At 60.0% G+C, this 18,781-nt stretch carries 17 protein-coding genes; 4 read left to right on the forward strand and 13 right to left on the reverse strand.

What is annotated here, in order from left to right; genetic code table 11:
• Positions 1–28: 28 nt before the first annotated feature.
• The 3 genes from argC to rplM all read right to left on the reverse strand — a co-directional run bounded on the left by argC (position 29) and on the right by rplM (position 2,033).
• A complete protein-coding gene (argC, locus tag ACK2VC_RS06335) occupies positions 29–1,084 on the reverse strand; it encodes an N-acetyl-gamma-glutamyl-phosphate reductase (RefSeq protein WP_486732761.1) in 1,056 nt (351 codons plus the stop codon).
• A gap of 118 nt (positions 1,085–1,202) precedes the next feature.
• Positions 1,203–1,595 (reverse strand): 30S ribosomal protein S9, encoded by a 393-nt coding sequence (gene rpsI / locus ACK2VC_RS06340; RefSeq protein WP_486732762.1) that lies wholly within the window; start codon positions 1,593–1,595, stop codon positions 1,203–1,205.
• Between the two features lie 9 nt (positions 1,596–1,604).
• Positions 1,605–2,033: a 50S ribosomal protein L13 gene (gene rplM, locus ACK2VC_RS06345; protein WP_486732763.1), complete on the reverse strand. Its 429-nt coding sequence runs from the start codon at positions 2,031–2,033 to the stop codon at positions 1,605–1,607.
• A 577-nt stretch (positions 2,034–2,610) separates the two neighbouring features.
• On the opposite strand from rplM, the gene ACK2VC_RS06350 reads away from it, so the two are divergent.
• On the forward strand, positions 2,611–3,054 hold the full coding sequence (locus ACK2VC_RS06350) for an OsmC family protein (RefSeq protein WP_486732764.1): 444 nt from the start codon (positions 2,611–2,613) through the stop codon (positions 3,052–3,054).
• Positions 3,055–3,734: 680 nt separating this feature from the next.
• On the forward strand, positions 3,735–4,775 hold the full coding sequence (locus ACK2VC_RS06355) for a porin (RefSeq protein WP_486732765.1): 1,041 nt from the start codon (positions 3,735–3,737) through the stop codon (positions 4,773–4,775).
• 162 nt (positions 4,776–4,937) lie between these two features.
• Here the strand turns inward: ACK2VC_RS06355 and coq7 are convergent, their stop codons facing one another.
• A complete protein-coding gene (gene coq7, locus ACK2VC_RS06360; RefSeq protein WP_486732766.1) occupies positions 4,938–5,558 on the reverse strand; it encodes a 2-polyprenyl-3-methyl-6-methoxy-1,4-benzoquinone monooxygenase in 621 nt (206 codons plus the stop codon).
• A 238-nt stretch (positions 5,559–5,796) separates the two neighbouring features.
• Here coq7 and ACK2VC_RS06365 point away from each other — a divergent pair, with 238 nt between their 5' ends.
• A complete protein-coding gene (locus ACK2VC_RS06365; protein ID WP_486732767.1) occupies positions 5,797–6,825 on the forward strand; it encodes a porin in 1,029 nt (342 codons plus the stop codon).
• A gap of 343 nt (positions 6,826–7,168) precedes the next feature.
• Positions 7,169–8,203 carry a porin gene (locus ACK2VC_RS06370; RefSeq protein WP_486732768.1) on the forward strand — a complete coding sequence of 345 codons (1,035 nt, stop codon included), beginning with the start codon at positions 7,169–7,171 and terminating at the stop codon, positions 8,201–8,203.
• A gap of 133 nt (positions 8,204–8,336) precedes the next feature.
• Here the strand turns inward: ACK2VC_RS06370 and ACK2VC_RS06375 are convergent, their stop codons facing one another.
• From ACK2VC_RS06375 to ACK2VC_RS06415, 9 genes are all read right to left on the reverse strand, one after another.
• Positions 8,337–9,161, reverse strand: a complete 825-nt coding sequence (locus tag ACK2VC_RS06375) for a DUF3025 domain-containing protein (protein WP_486732769.1) — start codon at positions 9,159–9,161, stop codon at positions 8,337–8,339.
• 317 nt (positions 9,162–9,478) lie between these two features.
• Positions 9,479–10,522: a dihydroorotase gene (gene pyrC / locus ACK2VC_RS06380; RefSeq protein ID WP_486732770.1), complete on the reverse strand. Its 1,044-nt coding sequence runs from the start codon at positions 10,520–10,522 to the stop codon at positions 9,479–9,481.
• A 251-nt stretch (positions 10,523–10,773) separates the two neighbouring features.
• On the reverse strand, positions 10,774–11,499 hold the full coding sequence (locus ACK2VC_RS06385) for an amino acid ABC transporter ATP-binding protein (protein WP_486732771.1): 726 nt from the start codon (positions 11,497–11,499) through the stop codon (positions 10,774–10,776).
• A gap of 45 nt (positions 11,500–11,544) precedes the next feature.
• On the reverse strand, positions 11,545–12,237 hold the full coding sequence (locus ACK2VC_RS06390) for an amino acid ABC transporter permease (protein ID WP_486732772.1): 693 nt from the start codon (positions 12,235–12,237) through the stop codon (positions 11,545–11,547).
• 2 nt (positions 12,238–12,239) lie between these two features.
• Positions 12,240–12,989 carry an amino acid ABC transporter permease gene (locus tag ACK2VC_RS06395; RefSeq protein WP_486732773.1) on the reverse strand — a complete coding sequence of 250 codons (750 nt, stop codon included), beginning with the start codon at positions 12,987–12,989 and terminating at the stop codon, positions 12,240–12,242.
• A gap of 137 nt (positions 12,990–13,126) precedes the next feature.
• Positions 13,127–14,071, reverse strand: a complete 945-nt coding sequence (locus ACK2VC_RS06400) for an amino acid ABC transporter substrate-binding protein (RefSeq protein ID WP_486732774.1) — start codon at positions 14,069–14,071, stop codon at positions 13,127–13,129.
• Between the two features lie 196 nt (positions 14,072–14,267).
• Entirely contained in the window at positions 14,268–15,554 is a 1,287-nt protein-coding gene (locus ACK2VC_RS06405) for a Glu/Leu/Phe/Val family dehydrogenase (RefSeq protein ID WP_486732775.1), read from the reverse strand.
• Positions 15,555–15,769: 215 nt separating this feature from the next.
• Positions 15,770–16,750 (reverse strand): LysR family transcriptional regulator, encoded by a 981-nt coding sequence (locus ACK2VC_RS06410; RefSeq protein ID WP_486732776.1) that lies wholly within the window; start codon positions 16,748–16,750, stop codon positions 15,770–15,772.
• 144 nt (positions 16,751–16,894) lie between these two features.
• A complete protein-coding gene (locus ACK2VC_RS06415; protein WP_486732777.1) occupies positions 16,895–18,742 on the reverse strand; it encodes an ABCB family ABC transporter ATP-binding protein/permease in 1,848 nt (615 codons plus the stop codon).
• Between the last annotated feature and the right edge of the window lie 39 nt (positions 18,743–18,781).

Consider the following 18,781-nt stretch of genomic DNA (forward strand, 5'->3'; position numbering starts at 1 on the left):
GTGCGCGCCGGGTGGTGATGTGCGCCACTCACGGCAGCACCGGCACATGCGCAAGGCCGGTGGCTTCATCCAGGCCAAACATGATGTTCATGCATTGCACGCCCTGCCCCGCGGCGCCTTTCACCAGGTTGTCCTCCACCACCAGAATCACCAGCAAATCACCGTTGCCTGGCCGATGCAGGGCGATGCGCAACATGTTCGAGGCCCGCACCGAACGGGTTTCCGGATGACTGCCGGCCGGCATCACGTCGACAAACGCCTGCTCCCGATAGTAATTCTCATAGAGTGCCTGAAAATCGGTATCGCGCGCCTCGGGCAATATCGTCGCGTACAGGGTTGAATGAATGCCGCGGATCATCGGCACCAGGTGCGGCACGAAGGTCAGCCCGATGCTGCGCGCCGGATCGTTGCCGGCGATCGCCTGCAGGCCTTGCACCGTTTCCGGCTGGTGGCGATGCCCCTTGACCGCATAAGCCTTGAAGTTATCCGACGCCTCCGCCATCAGGGTCGAAATTTCCGCCTTGCGCCCGGCCCCGGACACGCCCGATTTGCAGTCGGCGATCAGGCTGGCTTCCCGCACCAGCGCCTTGCCCTGCGCCAGCAGCGGCGCAAAACCGAGCTGCATCGAGGTCGGATAGCAACCCGGCAAGCCGATCAAGCGCGCTTCGGCGATCGCGCGCCGATTCACTTCCGGCAAGCCGTACACCGCCTCCCGCAGCAGATCGGGACAGGAATGCGGCATGCCATACCATTTTTCAAAGACCGCCGCGTCCTGCAGGCGGAAGTCGGCCGCCAGGTCGATCACCTTGACTCCGGCCGCCAGCAATTCCGGCGCCTGCGCCATTGCCACCCCGTGCGGGGTGGCAAAGAACACCACGTCGCAATCGGTCAGGCGCGCCTTATCGGGACTGGAAAACGCCAGCGTCACGCGGCCGCGCAGGGACGGAAACATGTCGGCAATCGGCATACCGTCTTCCTTGCGCGACGTTACCGCCACCAGTTCCGCTTGCGGGTGGGTCGCCAACAGGCGCAACAACTCGACCCCGGTATAACCCGTGCCGCCTACGATTCCGACCTTGATCATGATTTTCCTCTGCACCACGTGCAAATCTGGATTTTAACAGCCGCAGAAAAAGCGAAAAACAAAGCAAAAAACCGCCGAGCGCAAGCCCGGCGGTTCTTCGATGGTCCGAAAATCCGGATTAGCGCTTGGAGAACTGCTTGGCGCGACGCGCCTTGCGCAAACCGACTTTCTTACGCTCGACTTCGCGCGCATCGCGGGTCACGAAGCCGGCCTTCGACAGTTCCGGCTTCAGCGTCGCGTCGTAATCGATCAGCGCGCGCGTGATGCCGTGGCGCACCGCACCGGCCTGGCCGGACTCGCCACCGCCGTTGACGTTGACCATGATGTCGAAGGTTTCGACATTGTTGGTCAGCTCCAGCGGCTGGCGAATTACCATCAAGCCGGTTTCGCGCGAAAAATATTCGGCCGCGGGTTTGCCGTTGACGACGATCTGGCCCGAGCCGGATTTGATGAACACGCGCGCCACTGCACTCTTGCGACGGCCGGTTCCGTAGTTGTAGTTACCGATCATGTCCGTTCCTTAGAGTTCGAGTGCTTTGGGTTGCTGCGCGGCGTGCGGATGCGAACCATCGGCATACACCTTCAGCTTCTTGATCATCGCGTAGCCAAGCGGCCCTTTGGGCAGCATGCCCTTGACCGCCTTTTCCAGCGCGCGACCCGGAAAACGCTGCTGCATCTTCTCGAACGTGGTGGCATAGATGCCGCCCGGATAGGTCGAGTGACGATAATAGACCTTGTCGGTCGACTTGGCGCCGGTCACACGCAGCTTGCCGGCATTGACCACGACGATGAAATCGCCGGTATCGACGTGCGGAGTAAATTCGGGTTTGTGCTTGCCGCGCAACCGGAGTGCCACTTCGCTGGCAACACGTCCGAGGACTTTGTCCGTCGCGTCAATCACGAACCACTCGCGCTTGACCTCGTGGCCTTTAGCGGAAAAGGTTTTCATGATGACTTCCTGATAAATGAATCGCTCAAATGGTGGTTCCGCTCGCCCGCCATTACGTTTCATCAACGAACGGCGCCTCGCGGACTCTGCCTTATTGTCTTTCCTGAGCGTATGGAAAGCCGGCAATTATAGCCTTTGCCGGCATCTGCCGTCAAATTCGGCAGCACGGGGCATGCCTCTTTGAATTCGCTTAAAAAAAGCCCGAGGCACAAGGGCTTCGGGCTTAAATCCACACCTGAGGAGGAGGGTGGAGGAGACAGGGGACAAATACTACGCGATGGTCTGCGTGGAATTCATGGATTTTTATTATAGCCAAATCATTGTGCATCGCAAGGTAGGTAATCAGATTTCTCGGTATTGACGCTCAACAATAGATTTTCCCCAGAAAATAAAATCAATTATCTTCATAAAAATCAATTATTTGGGTATTCCATATTTCGAATGTCGCGTCACAATATGCTGATTACTGCATGGCAGCAACACCCCCGCCATTTCGCCTCCCAAATGGGTGGCTGCTCACCCGCACCGATGCCAGCAGTTACAATATTCACCTCCTTGTTTTTATATGAGCAAAGCGATGGAATGCACCGTACGCTGGGCCGGGCCTTCCGGCATGACGTTTTTGGCCGAAACCGGCTCCGGCCATGTGCTGGCCATGGATGGCGCGATCGAGGGCGGCGGCCATAACCTGGCGCCGCGGCCGATGGAAGTCATGCTGGCCGGCGCCGGCGGCTGCACCGCGTATGACGTCGTCATCATCCTGCGCAAGAGCCGGCAGGACGTGCGCGGCTGCGACGTCAGGCTGGAATCGGAACGCGCCGCACAGGATCCGAAAGTCTTCACCAAGATCCACTTTCACTTCACCGTGCGCGGCCGCGACCTGAAGGAAAACCTGGTGGAACGCGCAATCAAGCTGTCGCACGACAAATACTGCTCAGCCTCGATCATGCTGGGGAAAACCGCCGAGATCACGCACTCGTTCGAAATCGTCGACGACCTGGCCACTCCCGCAACACCGTAATCCTGCCAGCGGCACGCCACACAAGCGGCTCACCCAAATACTCCAGGAATTGCGCGTCAATTTCGAACGAAAATCGGCCATTTCAAACTTATACTCCATACGGAGCAGGATTTCAGCAAGGCTGTTAATTGTTTGTCGGTCGTTCCCACGCAGGCGGGAACCTAGCGTTGCCGATCGCCGGCAAACATCCTGTTGCGCCGGATCAGCGCAAAAAAAGTCGCCGGACTCCCATTGAAGGCTGCGGGAATGAGCGTCACCGCAGCCCTCCCCAGCACGACCGCAAGAATCCGGAATAAAATTTCCGCGCATATACTAAATAAGGTTTCTTGTCACCAATAAATCTGTGATTTTGTTGCGCATTTACGACATTTATACAAAAATATCGCCACAAAATCCTGATTTTCTTTGCGCCAGCCATCGCTCTTTGCTGAAATGAGGCTAACAGGCTGCTCAAATACTTAGCCGACCGCGCCTTCAGAATGATGATTTTTGCCGCTCATCAGCAAAAATAATCGGTTCTGCACCCACTGCCGACAACTCGCCTTGATCCGACGATGTATTGAAAGTATTTCAGCCGCCCGCTCGCCGCCGTGCTTGCCGGTTCAGCGGTGTTGGCACCGACACTTCCCCTAGTGACTCTGCTGAAAACTCCTGGCACGCCAATCTTTGGAGAATTTTTCATGAAAAAATCACTACTCGCGCTGGCCGTACTGGGCGCCTTTGCCGGCGCCGCGTCGGCGCAAACCAGCCTCACCATTTACGGTTCGTTTGATGCCGGCATCCGCAATCAAACGAACGCCACGAATTCCGATGGCACCCAGGCAGGCGGCAGCAAACTGAGCATGGGCTCGAACGGTACCTACAACTCCAACCGGATCGGCTTCAAGGGAATGGAAGATCTGGGCGGCGGACTGAATGCGCACTTCAACCTCGAAACCGGCTTCAATACCGGCACCGGTACCCTGGACAACACCGCCAACAGACTCTTCAATCGCACCGCCTCGGTCGGTCTGGGCGGCACCTGGGGATCGCTGGATCTGGGCCGCCAGTACTCCGTCAACTACCAGACGATCCGCGCCTACGATCCGTTCGATTACAAATACACAGGCATCATCCCGCTAGCCAACCAGGGTGGCCTGATCCGCCTGGACAACGACATCCAGTACACCGGCACGTTCGGGGGCGTGACGGCTCGCGCCGAATACGCGTTGGGCGAAGTGGCCGGCAGCACCAGCAACGCCTCCACGCAGGCAATCGGCGTCAGCTACTCCGGCGGCCCATTCAGCGTCGGCGGCGCCTATACGCGGGGCAAGCCGAACCTCGGCACTCTGGCGGCGCCGGATTACCAAGACCTGAAAAATTGGACCGTCGGCGGCGCATACGCGGCCGGCCCGTTCCGTGTCGCACTGGGCTATGCCGATGCCAAGCAGGATCAGCCGCTCGGCGGCGAACAACACACTAAAGACTGGTGGCTCGGCGGCAGCTACAACCTCACCCCGGTAGCGGCACTCACCGCTGCCTACTATGAAACCAGGGGCATATCGTCACTCAATCAAAATGGCGGTGCCGACGGCAAGCGCAAGCTGTTCATCGTCGGCGGGACCTACGCACTCTCCAAGCGGACCAATTTTTATGCCGACATTGACAACGCGCGCTTCGAAAACGCCATCGGCCAACCCAACCAAACCGGCGTTTCAGTTGGCATCAACCACTTGTTCTGAGCCGTGGCCTCGGCTTCAAGCGATGAAACGGACCACTTGCGGGTCCGTTTTTTTATTAGCAATCGGCAACAAGGCCACGGACTGTTACATCAACATCAACGAGCAACCGGCAGTTGCATCGAGCGCTTCGATCAACACTTGCAGCCTGGTTTGCCGCGCCATTTACAAATAATAGGCAACTGATGTCATCACCTTCGCCATCGCCCGCATCGCGTACTGCACCGGCAATGGCGTCTGCGCCGCACCCAGCGCTTGTGCCGCCGCGCCATGCGCCACCTCATCGGCCGCCATCTGCGTCACGATCGCGCGCGATTTCGCATCCTGCGCGGGGAGTTGTTGTAGATGCCCCATCAGGTGAGCCTCCACCTGCCTCTCGGTTTCGACCACAAAACCAAGGCTGGTGGCATCGCCCACCTTGGCCGCCAGCGCGCCCAGCGCATAGGCACCGGCATACCACAGCGGATTCAATAGGCTCGGCCGCGACTGCAGTTCGCGCAAGCGCTCGGCGGTCCAGGCCAGATGATCCTCTTCTTCGCGCCCGGCCGCCGCGAACTGCCGCCGCAACACCGGGTTGCGCGTAAAGCGTCCCTGCGCTTCGTATAAAGCCTGCGCGCACACCTCACCCACATGATTGACCCGCATCAGCCCGGCGCTATGCCGTTGTTCGACCGCATCCAGCACCCCATCTGCTGCATGCAGGCCAGGATTGGCACGCGCCGCGCCGCCCACTCCAGATACCGCGCGCAACGCGCGATCCAGTCCAGCAATGAAATTATTTAACATTCCCATAACTATTGCTATTTAGATATCAACTCAACCTGATTGTTGCACATAAGCCACATACTGCAGCCGATATCAGCACCAAAGTCCAATTATCTTTGCTCTTGGCATCGTTCTTTGATGAAATGAAACCTAGCTTCTTGATCCACCGGTTCGGAAGTGTCGGCAGGGACGTTATCACTAGTGACCTTGCTGAATGCAGCATATAAATTCTAGCAGCACAACTCTTGGAGAACCTTCAATGAAAAAATCGCTTCTCGCACTGGCAGTCCTGGGCACCTTCGCAGGTGTCGCATCTGCCCAGACCAGCATCACCATTTACGGCTCGTTCGATGCCGGCGTTCGCAATCAATCGAACGTGGTTACCGGCCTGGCCCCCCTGACCACCGCTAGCCGGACGACGATGAGCTCGAACGGCACCTACAACTCCAACCGTATCGGCTTCAAAGGCGTGGAAGACCTGGGTGGCGGATTGAATGCCCACTTCGCCCTGGAAACCGGCTTCAACACCGGCACCGGCGCTCAAGACGGCAACCTGTTCAAGCGTACCGCTTCGGTCGGCTTGGGCGGCGCCTGGGGTTCGGTCGATCTGGGCAACATGTACTCGGTCAACTTCAAGACCATCGGCCTGTACGATCCGTTCGCCTACAAATACACCGGCATCGTTCCGCTGGCCACTCAAGGTGGCTTGACTCGCCTGACCAACGACATCCAGTATTCCGGTAAATTTGGCGGCGTTGGCGTGATGGCCGAATACGGCTTGGGCGAAGTCGCGGGCAGCACCAGCGACAACTCCACCATGGCGGTCGGTGCCAACTACTCCGCTGCCGGCTTCACCGTTGGCGGCGCCTACACCCAAGGCAAGCGTGCTGTTGGCGCTGCCCAGCAAGACATGAAAAACTGGACCGTTGGCGGTGCCTACATGACGGGTCCGTTCCGTGTCGCGGCTGGCTATGCCGATAACAAGATCGAAAACGGCCTGGGCGCCGGTCTCGAATCGCGCGCTAAAGACTGGTGGGTTGGCGGCCACTTCTACGTATCTCCGGCAGCCGCAATCTCCGTTGCTTACTACGAAACCAAGGGTACGACCGCTTTGAACGCGTTGGCCGCAGGCAACGATGGCAAGCGCAAACTGTTCATCGTGGGCGCAACCTATGCCCTGTCGAAGCGCACCAACTTCTATGCCGACATCGACAATGCCCGCTACAACAACGTGCTGGATCAACCAAGCCAGACCGGCTTCTCGGTTGGTATCAACCACCTGTTCTAAGCAGTTTGGAGGGCGGCCTTGCGCCGCCCTCAGTCCGCTTTAATCAGCTTAACGGACCCCTTCCGGGTCCGTTTTTTATTGCCGGAACGATACGTTGCAGTTTGATACAGCTTTGGCGGCGAAACGATTTAGCCTGGTTTTACCTGTTGTAAATATGCGACGGAAGCCAGAATTTCGATCCTAAATCGTAGATTCCTTTTGTTTTTGCGTTGTAGCTCTGATGTAATACTCAACATCTTCTTCATCATCAGATAAGAAGTTTGTTTCGGGCAGGGACGGTAGTATTACGGGTCTTGTCATAAGCAAAATCACACAATTCCGATAACTCACGAGGATTATCACAATGAAAAAATCGCTACTCGCGCTGGCCGTCCTGGGTGCATGTGCAGGTGTTGCATCCGCTCAAACCAATGTCACCGTGTATGGCTTGGTTGACGCCGGTGTTACATTTGAAAACGGCCACAAAGATGGCTCCGTCACCAAACTGGCGACCGGCGTAAAAAATGGTAACCGCTTGGGCTTCAAAGGCACCGAAGACCTCGGTGGCGGCCTGAAGGCAAATTTCCAGATCGAAAACGGCTTTGACCTTGACACTGGTGCGCAGCGTCAAGGCGCGCTGTTTGGTCGCCAAGCATGGGTTGGTCTATCGGGAAATTTCGGCGCGGTTGGCCTTGGCCGTCAGTACACCCCGTTCTTTATCGCATTGGATTCGGTTGACCCGTTCGGTACCGGCCTGACTGGCGCCACCACCAACCTGATGAATCCGGGTTCGGTGCGCGGGAACAATGCGATCACCTATAGCACCCCGGCGATGGGTGGTTTCTCGGCCAACGTGCTGTACGGCTTGGGTGAAGTGGCTGGAAACAATTCCGCCAACCGCAAACTTGGTCTGTCCGTCGGCTATGCGAATGGCCCGGTTGCCGTTGTGCTCGCCCATGAAAACACCGCCGACGCCACCAACACCAACAAGGACAAGGTGACCTTGCTGGGCGGTAGCTATAATTTCGGCGTGGCCAAGCTGCACGCGGCCTATGAAACCGAGAAGCTCGATGCCTCCGGCGGCGATTACCGCGACTGGATGCTCGGCGTTTCCGCTCCGCTCGGCGCCGGTACTGTGATGGCTTCGTACATCCAGAAGAAAGACCAATCCGCAGCCGGCAATGACGGCGGCAAGCAGTTCGCGGTTGGTTATGTCTATAACCTGTCGAAGCGCACCAGCCTGTACACATCGTACGGTCAAATCAACAACGATTCGGCCGCTGCATGGACCGTTGGCGATGCGTCGAGCGGCGGAGCCGGTTCTACCGCAGGTGTTCCCAACCAAAAAGTTGGCGACACTTCCCGCGCCTTCACGGTTGGCGTTCAGCACAAGTTCTAATAACTGGCGGGGCTAGCCCTGCTGTGAATTGAACGCTGGATTGAAAAAGGCACCTTCGGGTGCCTTTTTTGTTTGCTGGCGATTTTCGCTGAGTGCCTGCTCCTGCACTCAACGTCGTAGCAAGAGTTCGCGCCTAACTGCGCAGGGCCGCGGAAATCCGCCTTCGCGCTGGCCGGAATACCGCCGTGTCGGCATAAAACGCCGCATCCTGTGCCTCCGACCAACCGGGCACGCCTAATACCGGCAGCGGCGTGAAGGCGGAAGGATGCAGGCCATCGGCCAATTGCCGTGCTACGCTGGCGTCGAGCCAAGTGTATTGTGCGACAGGTGGCAGAGCAAAGTATTCTTCACCCACCATCAACAGCCAGCCATGGGCGGTAATTGCCTTGTAGGGATTTGCCAGTTTTTCCATCAGCGCGTGGCCGAACAGTACGATGCGGCAATCGACCCCGAACATCGCCGCCCGCTCGAGAAAGACTTCACACCATTGATGCTGCCGCAGTGCCTGAGCCATGGCGTGGCCATCGGCGCTGTTGCGCAGCAATACCAGCGCTGCGTTTTCATCGAACAACGTAGCGGCGTCGCGCGTGGGGCCGCGTGACTGGCCTGGCGCTGCGCCGGCCGCGGCGCGCGCAAGTTCGGCGGCTTGCAAGGCGTTCAACTGCATCTTGATACGCGGAAAGGTCAACCACACCAGCGCATTGAAGAAATCGTGCAGGTTGTCGCGGGTCGGTACTTGGCCGCTGGCGCTGATGAAGGCTTCGTAGGCAGTGCCGGCCGGCAGCGATTGCTGCGGCACGAACGAGATTGGCAGGCCGCGATGGTTGCGTAATTGCCGCATCACGGCCGCAGCGTTCAGAGCCTCACGCCAATCGGCTGCCTGCGCGATCAACTCGCCTTGCGCGCGGATGGCGGCATACCAGGGACGGTTCCAGTCGAGTCCATCAAAGCTAATCATGGCATTGGCGCGGGAGTCTCTCGGCACTGCGGTAACAATATACTCCAGATAGAAACATCAATCTCCGCCGATAAATAAACGGATATTCATGCATACTCTTCAAATCCGTGCCAACACGTAACCATGCAGCCCACCAGACAATTCCTGAAATACCAGCACCCACTTGTCGGCCCCGCGCAGGCGGGAATGCATGCATTCCCCTCGGTGATTTAATCGCACGGCGCTGGATTCCCGCCTGCGCGGGAATGACAAGTAACGCGACGAGGGCCTATCGATAGTTGGACAAATAGTTACGACAACACGCTGCGTCCGCCGTCTTACAGCAATTTCCAATTCACGGTTTCGCCGCCATTGAGCGGCACGATCACCTCGCCATCCAGCGCCAGCTCCGCCGGCAGCACCCACGGCTGGCGCTGCAAGGTGACACTACCGTTGTTGCGCGGCAGGCCGTAAAACGCGGGGCCGTTGAAGCTGGCAAAGGCTTCCAGGCGTTCGAGCGCGCCGGCTTGGTCGAAGGCCTGCGCGTACAACTCCAACGCGTGCAGTGCGGTGTAGCAGCCGGCGCAGCCGCAGGCCTGTTCCTTGGCGGCTTTGGCATGCGGCGCAGAATCGGTCCCGAGGAAGAATTTACGATTGCCGGAGGTGGCTGCGGCCACTAGCGCCAGCCGGTGCTGCTCGCGCTTCAGGACCGGCAGGCAGTAGTAATGCGGGCGGATCCCGCTCTGAAAGATGGCGTTGCGGTTGTATAGCAGGTGGTGCGCGGTGATGGTGGCGGCGACGTAATCGTCGGCGGCGCCCACGTACTGCGCCGCGTCGCTGGTGGTGATGTGCTCGAACACGATCTTCAGCGCCGGCAGCGCGCGCCGCAGCGGCAGTAGCACGCGCTCGATGAACACCGCTTCGCGGTCGAAAATGTCGATCTCCGGGTCGGTCACTTCGCCATGCACCAGCAGCGGCATGCCGAGCTGCTGCATGACTTCCAGCGCCGGAGTGCACTTGGCGAGATCGGTGACGCCGGCATCCGAATTGGTGGTGGCGCCGGCCGGGTACAGCTTGACCGCATGCACCAAGCCGCTGGCATGGGCGCGGCGGATCTCGTCGGGCGGCGTGTTGTCGGTCAGGTAGAGCGTCATCAACGGTTCGAACCGCATGCCAGCCGGCAACGCGGCCAGAATCCGCTGGCGATAGGCCGCCGCTTGCGCGGTGGTGGTAACCGGTGGCTTCAGGTTCGGCATCACAATCGCGCGCGCGAACTGGCGCGCGCTGTGCGGCAAGACCGCGGCCAGCATGGCGCCGTCGCGCAGGTGCAAATGCCAATCGTCGGGGCGGGTGATGGTGAGAGCTTGGGGAGCGCTGGACATGGCGGATAGACGGTGAGGGAACGGGCGATGTTATCGCAGGTAGTTTCGGGTATGGGTGCGGCGCGCGTTCAGACGGGCGCTATTGCCCCCAGTCGGTGAAAGTTGGGGTCAGTGTAATTTTCGCAATAAAACACTGTGAAAAAAACACGGACCCCAGTTTCACCCGGCTTCCTGCCATTTGATGGAAAAGCCAAAAATGGGGTCAGAGTCGATTTTCTGCTTGTGCCTGACGATGGCGCCAGCCTGGCCGATCAATGAATGATCTTGGCCAGGAAGTCGCGCGCGCGTTCAGAGCGCTGGGTGTTGAAGAACTCGTCCTTGGTGCAGTCTTCGACGATTCGGCCCTGGTCCATGAAGACCACGTGGCTGGCGACCTTTTTGGCAAACCCCATTTCGTGCGTGACCACCATCATTGTCATGCCGTCCTGCGCCAGCCCGACCATGACGTCCAACACTTCATTGATCATTTCCGGGTCGAGCGCCGAAGTCGGTTCGTCGAACAGCATCGCGATCGGGTCCATCGACAGCGCGCGCGCGATCGCCACCCGCTGCTGCTGGCCGCCCGACAACTGGCCAGGAAACTTGTCCTGTTGCGCGATCAGGCCGACCCGGTCCAGGTATTTCAAGCCCTTTTCAGTGGCCTCTTCCTTGCTGCGGCCGAGCACCTTGATCTGGCCGATCGTCAGGTTTTCGCGGATCGACAGGTGCGGGAACAATTCGAAGTTCTGAAACACCATGCCGATCCGGGCGCGCAGTTTCGACAGGTTGGTCTTTGGGTCACCAACCGAGACGCCGTCGACGATGATTTCGCCTTTCTGAAACGGCTCCAAACCGTTGACGGTCTTGATCAGCGTCGACTTGCCGGAACCCGACGGGCCGCAGACCACCACCACGTCGCCTTTCGACACCTGGGTGCTGCAATCGGTCAGTACCTGGAAGCTGCCATACCACTTGCTGACGTTCTTGAGTTCGATCATGTTTGCACTCCTGAATTCTGAATAGGATTTTCTATTGCCGGTGGTCTAGCGAATGATGGCGACCCGCTGCTGCAGCCGTTTGACCAGGTAGGACAGGCCATAGCACAGCAGGAAATACACCACGGCGACGAACAGGTACATCTCGACCAGGCGGCCGTCGCGCTGCGCGATCTTGGAGGCGGCGCCGACGAAATCGGTAATCGATAACACGTAGACCAGCGAGACGTCCTGGAACAGCACGATGGTCTGGGTCAGCAAGACCGGGATCATGTTGCGAAACGCCTGCGGCAGCACGATGTTGCCCATCACCTGCCAGTAGGTCATGCCGAGCGCCTGGCCGGCCGCGACCTGCCCGCGCGGGATCGACTGGATGCCGGAACGCATGATCTCGCAGTAATAGGCCGCCTCGAACAAGGTGAAGGTGATCAGCGACGAGGTGAAGGCGCCGACCTGCAGCGGCACCGGCGAGTTGACGATCCAGGCGCCGATGTAGGGCACCAGAAAATAGAACCAGAAGATCACCATGATCAGCGGCACCGAGCGGATCAGATTGACATAGCCGGTGGCCGCCAGCGCCAAAGGCTTGAAGCTGGCCAGGCGCATCATGGCCAGCAAGGTGCCCAGCACGATACCGCCGATCATCGCGAAAAAGGTGAGCTTCAGCGTGAACGACATGCCGGTCATGAACAGGTATTGCCATGAGCGCGAAATGACGTCGAAATCGAAATTGGCAAACATGTTTAGTGCCCTCCGGCGCTGGCTTTGGCGGTGATCATGCCCGGCACGGTGGTTCTGCGCTCCACCCAATTGGACACCGCGATCGCCAGGATCGAAAACAGGATGTAGAGAATGGTGGCCGCCGTGAATGCCTCGAAGATCTGGAATGAAAACTCCTGCATGGAACGGGCGGCGGCGGTCAGTTCCAGCAGACCGATGGTCAACGCGACCGAGCTGTTCTTGATGATGGCTGCGAATTCATTGGTCAACGCCGGGATGATGATGCGAAACGCCATTGGCAGCAGCACGAAGCGATAGGTTTGCGGCAAGGTCAGGCCGAGCGCGATGCCGGCGTTTTTCTGGCCGCCGGAGAGCGCCTGGATGCCGGCCGATACCTGCACCGCCACCCGCGCCGAAGTGAAAAAGCCGAGCGCGATCACGGCGGTGATGAACGACGAATTGGGCATCGATTTGAGCCAATTGCCGAAATCGGTCGGTACCAGTTCGGGCAGGACGAAGTACCACAGGAACATTTGCACCAGCAAGGGAATGTTGCGGAACAACTCGACGTAGCCATTCCCAAGCCGCACAACCCAGCGGTTCGGCACGGTGCGCAGCGTGCCGATAATGGCCCCCAACAGCAACGCCATGACCCAGGCAATGAGCGACGTGGCGATCGTCCACTTCAGGCCCATCAGCAGCGCATCCATGTAGGTGCCGCTGCCATCCGGCGAAAGCTCCCAAAAAATGCGCCAATTCCAGTTGTAGTTCATCGTGCCCTCTTCCGTTACTCAGTGCTCCGGCATTCCCGCTGCCCGGACGGCATATTGTGCAGCGCATCAATTTTGCTTTATTTAAACAAAACGGGAGGCTCTCGCCCCCCGTTTCGCTGCCGACCAAACTGCTATTGTTACTTCTTGGCTGCTTCTTTTTGTGCCGCCGGGACCACCGCATACACTGACGGATCGCCGGAATCGGTCGGATGGGCGAAAGCTTTTTTCAGCTCGGCGCTCATCGGCACGTTCAGGTTGACGCCCTTGGGCGGAATCGGCGACAGGAACCATTTCGAGTAGATGCGGTTGATCTCGTCCGATTGGTAGACCGCAGCCAGCGCATCGTCGACCACTTTCTTGAACTGCGGATCGTCGCGGCGCAGGATGATGCCGTAGGGCTCGACCGACAGCGCGTCAGCGGTGATCGCATAGTCCGCCGGCGCCTTGGAGCTGGCGGCCAGCGAGGCCAGCAGGATGTCGTCCATCGCGAACGCCACCGCACGGCCGGTTTCCACCATCAGGAAGGCTTCGGCATGATCCTTGGCGGTCAGGATGTTCATGCCCAGATGGCGCTCGCCGTTCAGCTCGGTGATCTGCTTCAGGTTGGAGGTGCCGGAAGTCGAGACGATGGTCTTGCCCTTCATGTCATCCAGGGTCTTGATGTTGGACGACTTCTTGGCCAGCAAGCGATTGGCGGTGACGAACATGGTCGGCGCAAACGATACCTGCTTCTGGCGTTCGAGGTTGTTGGTGGCCGAGCCGCACGACATGTCGATCGTGCCGTTGGCGATCAGCGGAATCCGGGTGGCCGACGTGACCGGAACCATCTTGATGTTCAGCGCCGACATGCCAAGCTTCTTCTGGATCGCGCTGGCGGCTTTCATGCACAGGTCGATCGAGTAGCCTTGATACGATTGCTTGTCGTCCAGATAGGAGAACGGAATGGAGGAGTCGCGCACACCCAGGGTCAGGGTGCCGCTGTCTTTCACTTTTTTCAGTGTGCCCGTCAGATCCTGCGCGTACGCAGCGGTGACCATCACACCTGCGCTAACCAGAATGGCGATGCTTTTTGATAGTTTCATAAAGTCTCCCAGGGAAAAATATTTTGCCAGTGTATCAAAACTCGTGTTCAACAACGCTTTTCGACTCGCAGCGGCGCCAACTGCTTGCCGCCTGCACTGCAGTTGGTCGCCAGTGGTGAGTCAATATAATGCATGCAGGCGCAATCTCCAATCTTGTTGCGAGACAAGGCGCCGCGGTCGGCGGGCGCCCTGACACTCAGGGGTACAAACCGCGCATTTCGCGCGCCTGCAGGACGCGGGTGCAGGCCACGATAAAGGCGGCGGTGCGCAGCGACACCTTTTTCTCCTCGGCCAGATGGGCGACCGCGGCGAAGGCTTCGCGCATGATGCGGGTCAGGCGCAGATTGATTTCATCCTCGGTCCAGAAAAAACTGGAGAAATCCTGCACCCACTCGAAATAGCTGACCGTGACGCCGCCGGCGTTGGCGATCACGTCCGGCACCACCAGCACCCCCTTCTCGGTCAGGATGTCGTCGGCTTCCGGCGTGGTCGGGCCGTTGGCGCCTTCCAGGATGATCTTGGCGCGGATATCGTTGGCGTTCGATTCGTTGATCTGCTGTTCCAGCGCGGCCGGGATCAGGATGTCGCAGTCGATACCCCAGAACGCATTGCGGTCGGCCACTTCCTCGGCGCCGGCAAAGCCTTGCACGCTGCCATGACGGCCCACGTGCTCGAACAGTGCGGCCGCATCCAGTCCGCCTTCGTTGACCACGGTGGTCACGTGATCCTGCACCGCCACTACCTTGGCGCCGGCTTCGGCAAACAGCTTGGCCGCGGTGCCGCCGACGTTGCCGTAGCCTTGCACCGCGATCTTCGCGCCCTTGATTTCGAGGCCGCGGCGCGCGGCCGCTTCGCAGCCGATCACGTACACGCCGCGCCCGGTGGCTTCGCGCCGGCCGAGGCTGCCGCCGAGGGAAATCGGTTTGCCGGTGACGACCCCGGAGGAAGTGCTGCCCTGGTTCATCGAGTAGGTGTCCATCATCCACGCCATGATCTGCTCGTTGGTGTTGACGTCGGGCGCCGGGATGTCTTTGGTGGGGCCGATGATGATGTTGATTTCGCTGGTGTAGCGGCGCGTCACTCGTTGCAGTTCGGCCTGCGACAGCGTGCGCGGATCGACCCGGATGCCGCCCTTGGCGCCGCCATACGGCACGTTCACCGCGCCGTTCTTGATCGTCATCCAGGCCGCCAGCGCCATTACTTCCGACAGCGTCACATCCTGGTGGAAGCGCACCCCACCCTTGCCCGGGCCGCGCGAAGTGTTGTGCTGCACGCGATAACCCTCGAAGTGGGCGATGCTGCCGTCGTCGCGCTCGATCGGCACGTCGACGATCAGGATGCGCTTGGGCCGCTTCAGGGTTTCGACCCAGCGCGACAGCGAGCCCAGATAGGGCGTGACGCGGTCAATCTGCTCCAGATAGACTCCCCACGGGCCGATGCCGGTGGGCGTGAGGTAGGACGGGACTGCGTGATGGCTGGACATGCTGGGAATGCTCCTTCAAATCAGATGCGTGATGGGTCGGCGTCGAATTGGGCCAAATCCTATTGCAAGCCGATGCTGCAAAGCCAATGCTTTGTCAGCATCTTTTAATGCATATGACGCATAGTTACGCGACCGCAACGGCAGCGCGAATGGGCGAAAAGTCTTGTTGCGGGCGCCACCATAACCGGTATTGCGCCGGGCTTCAACGGCCGGCGTCAATGCTTCAGCGCGGGAGCGGCATCCTTCGGTTTGCGGCGAAGGGCGGCGCTGCCGCTCGCGCCCTGCTGCAGCAGATACTCCCACAGGCGGCCGATGATTGGTTTTCCCGGCCGCTGCGGCGACGGCCGTTCGCGGTAGAGGCGGATTTCGAGTTCGACCTCCCATTCCGGCCGGCCGCCGTCGGCGCGCGCCAGGTGCTTGTTCCGGACTTCGCGCAACACCGCCGATTCCGGCAGGAAAGCCATACCGTGTCCTTCCAGCGCCATCATCTTCAACCCTTCGGCCATGTCGGTTTCGTAGCATTTTTCCAGATGCGGCGGGGTCTTGGCGTCGGCCAGGATCAACTCCACCATGCGGCCAAAATAGGCGTTGCCGGTATAGGACAGGAATGGCAGCGGTTTGGCCGGTGAGCCGGGCAATACGAAATCCGGCACGCCGTTCTTGTCGCAACGCGCATACGGCCGCAAGGATTCGTGGCCCAGCACCATCATGTCGTAGCGGCCGGCATCCAGTTGCACCGGCTGGCGCGAATGGTGGTAGCACAGCAGCAGGTCGCAGCCGCCATCCACCATCGTCATCACCGCGTCGTGCACGTTGAGCGCAATCAGGCGCGCGTGGATCTGGCCGAAGCCCTGTTCCAGCCGGGTGATCCATTTTGGCATGTAGGTCAGCGACAGCGTGTGCGGCACCGCGAATTCAACCGTGCTGTGCGCGGTCGGACGCTTGCCGTGCAGCATCGCGCGCGCGCCGTTGATCTGGCCCAGCATTTCGATCGCCTGCTCGTAGAACACCTCGCCGGCCGGCGTTAGCCGGGTCGGGTAGGAGGTGCGGTCGATCAGGTCGGCGCCGAGCCAGGCTTCCAGCGACTGGATGCGGCGCGAAAACGCCGGCTGCGTGATGTGGCGCAGTTCGGCCGAGCGCGAGAAGCTGTGCGTCTCCGCCAGCGAGATGAAGTCTTCCAGCCATTTGGTTTCCATTTGACTATGGTAGTGGCTTGCGCGCGCGCTGCAAAGCGGATTGCGCATTGGCGGGTAACGACGAACGACGCTGGGAGAAATGCATGCATTTCCGCCCCCCGCGGGAACGACAGAAAAAATGGGCGCGCCCGCCGCAACCCGCGCTCAGGCGAGATCGCCCACCATTTCCGCTATCGGCGGCGAGGCCGGCTCGTCCTGTCCGGCTTGCTGGCGCGCCCACATCTGCGCATAGGTACCGCCCGCTTGCAGCAGTTCGCCATGGGAGCCGCGCTCGATGATGCGGCCGTGCTCCAGCACCAGGATTTGCGCGGCGTCGGCAACGGTCGACAGCCGGTGCGCGATCACCAGCGTGGTGCGATGTTTGGCGATTTCCTTCAGTTGTTCCTGGATCGCCTGCTCCGCCTTTGAATCGAGCGCCGAGGTGGCTTCGTCGAAAATCAGGATTGCGGGATTCTTCAGCAAGGTGCGGGCGATCGCGACGCGCTGCTTTTCGCCGCCGGAGAGTTTCAGGCCGCGCTCGCCGACCATGCTCTGGTAGCCGTCCGGCAGCGAGACGATGAAGTCGTGGATGTAGGCGGCGCGCGCGGCCGCCTCGATCTCCGCCTGGCTGGCGCCCGGCTTGCCGTAGCCGATGTTGTAACCGATCGTGTCGTTGAACAGCACGGTGTCCTGCGGCACGATGCCGATCGCGGCGCGCAGCGAGGCTTGCGTGACCTCGCGCAGATCCTGGCCGTCGATGGTGATGCGGCCGGCATCGACTTCATAGAAACGGAACAGCAGCCGCGACAGGGTCGATTTGCCGGAACCGCTGTGACCGACCACCGCGGTGGTGGTGCCGGCCGGGACCGTGAAATCGACGTCGAACAGGATTTGCCGCTTGCGCTCGTAGCTGAAATCGACGTGCGAGAACTGCAGTTCGGCACCGCGCACGAGCAGCGGCTGCGCCCCCGGCGCATCGGCGATTTCGCGGTGCTGCTCCAACAGTCCGAACAGGCGCTCCATGTCGGCTAGGCTTTGCTTGATTTCACGGTAGATCACGCCCAGGAAACCAAGCGGAATATAGAGCTGGATCATGAAGGCATTCACCAGCACCAGGTCGCCCAGCGTCATCGTACCGGCGATCACGCCTTGCGTGGCGCGCCACATGATCAGCGTCACCGCGATGGCGATGATCAGCGACTGGCCGCTATTTAGCAGCGACAGCGAGGATTGCGACTTGATCGCCGCCGCCTCAAAGCCGCGCAAACCTTCGTCGTAGCGGCGCGCCTCGAACTCCTCGTTGCCGAAGTATTTGACCGTTTCATAGTTGATCAGCGAATCGATGGCGCGCGTATTGGCGCTGGAATCGAGCTGGTTCATGGTGCGGCGGAAATGCGTGCGCCATTCGGTCATCACCACCGTGTAGATGATGTAGGTGACCAGCGCGCCGGCGGTGATGATCGAAAACCAGATGTCGTAATGCCAGCCGAGATAGCCCAGCACCAGCGTGATTTCGACCAAGGTCGGCAGGATCGAAAACAGCGTGAACGACACCAGCGACGACACGCCGCGCGTGCCGCGCTCGATGTCGCGCGACAGGCCGCCGGTCTGGCGATTCAAATGGAAGCGCAGCGACAGCGCATGCAGATGGCGGAACACCTGCAGTGCGATGGTGCGCACCGCGCGCTGCGTGACGCGCGCAAAGACGAATTCGCGCAACTCGGTAAACAGCGTGGTGGACAGGCGCAGCGCGCCATACGCCAGCAGCAGGCCGAGCGGCAACACCAGCAGGGCCTGCGGGTTGCCGGGGCCGATCGTCAGGTGATCGATCAGCCGTTTCAGGATCAGCGGCACGCCGACGTTGGCCAGCTTGGCGCCGATCAGGAAGGCCAGCGCCAGCACGACCCGGCCCTTGTAGGCCCACAGGTAAGGCAGCAAGGTTTTCAGCGTGGCCCAGTCGTTGCGCGGGCCGACGCTGGCAGCGGCGGGATAGGAAGAGGAACGGTGGCGCATGGGGGCTGGAGTCGGGCGGAATCGGGCAAGCTTGGTTTA

The sequence above is a fragment of the Herbaspirillum sp. WTB6 genome (assembly GCF_057457785.1).